The sequence below is a fragment of the Acinetobacter lactucae genome (assembly GCF_013344765.1).
Classification (GTDB): domain Bacteria; phylum Pseudomonadota; class Gammaproteobacteria; order Pseudomonadales; family Moraxellaceae; genus Acinetobacter; species Acinetobacter lactucae_A.
This window is the reverse complement of sequence record NZ_JABVBF010000240.1, coordinates 1-3,556: the sequence shown is the minus strand read 5'-3', so window position 1 is coordinate 3,556 and position 3,556 is coordinate 1. Positions and strand designations below refer to the sequence as shown.

At 37.2% G+C, this 3,556-nt stretch carries 3 protein-coding genes; all 3 read left to right on the top strand.

Annotation, left to right across the window (positions count from 1 at the left end):
- Nucleotides 1-166: 166 nt before the first annotated feature.
- Nucleotides 167-1,417 carry a kynureninase gene (gene kynU, locus HUN22_RS16090; protein WP_174731455.1) on the top strand — a complete coding sequence of 417 codons (1,251 nt, stop codon included), beginning with the start codon at nt 167-169 and terminating at the stop codon, nt 1,415-1,417.
- A gap of 40 nt (nt 1,418-1,457) precedes the next feature.
- Entirely contained in the window at nt 1,458-2,864 is a 1,407-nt protein-coding gene (locus tag HUN22_RS16085) for an amino acid permease (RefSeq protein WP_174731452.1), read from the top strand.
- A gap of 7 nt (nt 2,865-2,871) precedes the next feature.
- The coding region (locus tag HUN22_RS16080) for an alpha/beta hydrolase (RefSeq protein ID WP_174731449.1) at nt 2,872-3,556 on the top strand (685 nt) is incomplete at its 3' end.

The following is a 3,556-nucleotide window of genomic DNA, read 5'->3' as shown; positions in this document are numbered from 1 at the left end:
CTATTGCATCTACATTCATTTTCGAATTCCATCCATATTTTTTAATTTTAATTCGAATTTTATACGAAAATAGCAAATTTTAATCAAATATTATCGAATAAATCGAAAGAATTGGCGTGATAAAATTCAAATACAAATGAAATGTTGAAAATAGGTGAAATAACAAATGATTACTCGCGAACAATGCCTCTATTGGGATCAGGAAGATGAACTCAAAAAGTTTAAAGACGAATTTGCATTACCAGAAAATGTCATTTATTTAGATGGTAATTCTTTGGGTGCAAGACCAAAAAAATCATTAGAGGTTGCTCAGCATATTATTGCCAAAGAGTGGGGCGAGGACCTTATTAATAGTTGGAATAAAGCAGATTGGTGGGGCTTACCGACTAGACTCGGAGATAAAGTCGCGCAGCTTATCGGTGCTGAAAAAGGGGAAGTTGTTATTTCAGACTCAACGACCTTAAATTTATTTAAAGTTTTATCAGCAGCGGTAAAAATTCAAGCCGAAAAATTTCCGGAACGTAAAATTATTGTTGCAGAAAAAGATGCTTTCCCAACCGACATTTATATTATTGAAGGCTTTATAGACTTGATTAATCAAGGTTATCAAATTGAATTGATTGATGGTGCGGATGATTTATCTCGTGTTTTAGCAAATGATGTGGCGGTAGTTGTTCTTTCTCATGTGAATTATCGGACTGGATATTTCTATGATATGGAATTTATTAATCAACAAATTCACGCTAAAGATGCTTTGATTATTTGGGATTTATGTCACTCGGTTGGTGCGGTGCCTATGGATCTTAATCAGAGTAATAGTGATTTTGCCATCGGTTGTACTTATAAATATTTAAATGGCGGCCCAGGTTCACCTGCGTTGTTATGGGTAAATCGAAAGCATCGTGATCAGTTCTGGCAACCTTTATCAGGCTGGTGGGGGCACAAAAAACCATTTGATATGGCTCAGCATTATGAACCAGCCAATAGCATTCGTCGATATTTGTGTGGAACTCAACCTATCATTTCGATGAGTCTAATCGAATGTGGCGTCGATATTTTCTTACAAGCTGATATGCAACAAATACGCGAGAAATCACTCAAATTAACTGATTTGTTTATTCAACTTGTTCAACAAGAATGTGCTCAGTTTGGCTTTGAACTCATTACTCCTTTAAACCATAAATATCGTGGCAGTCATGTCAGTTATAGACATGAGTTTGGCTATGAAATTATTCAGGCTCTTATTGCCCGTGGTGTGATTGGGGATTACCGAGAGCCAGAAGTATTACGTTTTGGAATTACACCTTTATATCTAGGATTTGAAGATATCTTGAATGCCGTACAACAACTTAAGCAAATTATGCTGAATAGTGAATGGAAAAATGATCGTTATCTAGTGCGCAGTGAAGTGACCTGATCGTTAAAGATCAACATTAGAAAAATGGCTAGGAGGGCCTATGAGCAGTTTTGATGAAATACAAAATCGAGAAGCGGGTTTACATAAAAAATTATCCGCAAAACAGATGGGAATGATTGCAATTGGGGGAGCGATTGGTACAGGGCTATTCATGGGAAGCAAGTTTGCAATTAGCTTTGCTGGTCCCGCTGTCATCGTGAGTTATGCGATTGGCGGCTTAATCGCATTTGCTATTATGGCTTGTTTGGCTGAGATGACTGTTCAGCATCCTACGTCAGGCTCATTTGGAGCATATGCTGAGCATTATGTGAGTCCTCTTGCTGGTTTTTTAGTCCGTTATTGTTATTGGGCATGTATTGTATTAGCGGTCGGTACAGAAATCACAGCAGTTGCTGACTATATGAAATTATGGTTTCCAGATGTAGGTTCTTGGGTCTGGATTGCTTTTTTCTCGCTGACTTTACTTGTGGTTAATGCATATAGCGTCAAAGCATTTGGATTAGTTGAATATTGGTTTTCGACAATAAAAGTCTTTGCAATTATTGTATTTATTCTTTTAGCAATTGGCATTCTGACTCAAAGTCATGGAGGAACAGAACAAGTTCTCTCTAATTTAACCGAGCATGGTGGCTTTTTTCCTCATGGTTTTAGTGGGGTATGGATCGGGGTAATTATTTCAATATTTAGTTATTTAAGTATTGAAATGATCGCTGTTGCGGCTGGTGAGGCTAAAGATCCAGAAAGAGCCGTTAAGAAAGCTTTTAAAAGTACTGCAATTCGTTTAGTTCTATTTTACTTACTGTCTTTATTTCTCATTGTAGCACTTGTTCCTTGGATAACTTTAATTGGAGTCGATGCGACCAGCCCTTTTGTGATGGTAATGAAAATTGTAGGTATTCCATATGCAGACAGTATTTTAAATTTTATTGTAATTGTCGCGGCCTTATCAGCCATGAATAGTATGCTGTATATCTCAACACGTATGCTATTTAGCTTGTCACGAGCTGGTGATGCACCAAAACTATTTGGCCGTATTAGTCATAATGGTGTACCAATTAATGCGTTGTTGTTGTCAGCTGTTGGTATTGGTATCGCGAGTATTGTTTATACGATTAACCCAGCTTCTGCTTTCCCAATCATGATTGCTTTATCTATGTTTGGCGCATTGTTCACTTGGGGCAGTATTTTTATTACCCATATGTTTTTTAGACGGAAAATGGCACAACAAGGCCAGCAATTAAAGTTTAAGGTTCCAGCAAGCCAGTTAATTTCATTCTTAGGATTAATCGCAATTTTAAGTATCACAGTCACCACATGGTTTACCAATGAATTCAAGTCAACTTTACAATTTGGAGTCCCATTAGTTGTTGTGCTTACGGTTTTCTACTATTTAAAACGCTCGTCAGCCAAGCTTGCCTTAAATGCTCATAAAGAATCGTTGAAGTGAGAGACCTATGAGACTCTATGACAATGCTAGAACTGTGGCCAATGAACATGAGATATTGGCAGAATTTCAACGAACAAGTTTACTGAGCTACCAAAAAATTACTCATATTGCAGATATTCAATATGGAACACACCCAAGGTCAACCTTAGATTTATTTCCATTAGAGCAAGTCAAAAAGACTGTTATTTTTATTCATGGCGGCTATTGGCAATGGTGTGATAAGTCAGATTTTGCATTTATTGTACCGTATATTCTAGCCAAGAGCGCACAGTGTGTGCTTTTAGAATATGATCTGGCACCACAAAGCAAAATTTCAGATATTGTTTCTCAAGTTAATCAAGCTCTCGATTTTATTCGAGAGCAAGACTGGCGAACCGATGAGGTAGTTCTGGTTGGGCATTCAGCAGGGGCGCATCTGGCTGCTTCGTCATTAGGCCATCCACTCATATCTGAGATGGTGTTGTTAAGTGGAATTTATGATTTAGGACCTATACAACGAACTCATTTAAATCATGCTCTCAATCTTTCAAGGGAAGATATCTTAAAATATAGTCCTGTTCATCAGTTAAAACGAATTACTATTCCCTGTTCAATTTTATGTGGTGAGCTCGAACTTGATGAGTTGAAATGGCAAAGCCAAAATTATTTTGAAGTTAAAAAAGTGCAAGATCAAGATTTTGTTGCTTTTAGAA

Coding starts and splice junctions, on each gene's coding strand:
- kynU (WP_174731455.1), top strand. CDS start 167: ATGATTACTCGCGAACAATGCCTCTATTGGGATCAGGAAGATGAACTC.
- HUN22_RS16085 (WP_174731452.1), top strand. CDS start 1,458: ATGAGCAGTTTTGATGAAATACAAAATCGAGAAGCGGGTTTACATAAA.